The 777-nt window shown below is 52.6% G+C and carries 1 protein-coding gene; it reads left to right on the forward strand.

Features of this window, described 5'->3' with window-relative positions:
• On the forward strand, positions 1-777 hold a 777-nt coding region (locus AAA938_RS20145), incomplete at both ends, for an HYR domain-containing protein (RefSeq protein WP_338230726.1).

Raw genomic sequence — 777 nt, forward strand, 5'->3', positions numbered from 1 at the left:
TCTTCCCGCTTGGCGAGACTTTGGTAACCTGGACGGTTGAAGATGCTTCGGGCAATATTGAAACAGCCACCCAACTGGTAACCGTGATCGATACCGAGAAGCCGACCATTACTGCACCGCAGGCAATTACTATTTCTACCGACTCGGGAGTTTGCGAAGCAAGTGGAGTGGATTTGGGCACTCCGGAAACCGGAGACAATTGTTCGGTAGCGTCTGTGTCCAACGATGCACCGGCAGTCTTCCCGCTTGGCGAGACTTTGGTGACCTGGACGGTAGAGGATGCTTCGGGCAATATTGAAACAGCCACCCAACTGGTAACGGTGATCGATACCGAGAAGCCGACCATCACTGCACCGGGAGCAATCACAGTATCAACAGATGCTGGACTTTGCGAAGCAAGCGGAGTAGACTTGGGCACTCCGGAAACCGGAGACAACTGTTCAGTTGCGTCTGTATCCAACGATGCACCGGCTGTCTTCCTGCTTGGCGAGACTTTGGTGACATGGACGGTAATTGATGCTTCGGGCAATATTGAAACAGCCACCCAACTGGTAACCGTGATCGATACCGAGAAGCCGACCATCACTGCACCGCAGTCAATTACTATTTCTTCCGACTCGGGAGTTTGCGAAGCAAGTGGAGTGGATTTGGGCACTCCGGAAACCGGAGACAACTGTTCAGTTGCGTCTGTATCCAACGATGCACCGGCTGTCTTCCTGCTTGGCGAGACTTTGGTGACATGGACGGTAATTGATGCTTCGGGCAATATTGAAACAG

The organism is Algoriphagus taiwanensis (genome assembly GCF_036245645.1).
GTDB classification, from domain to species: domain Bacteria; phylum Bacteroidota; class Bacteroidia; order Cytophagales; family Cyclobacteriaceae; genus Algoriphagus; species Algoriphagus taiwanensis.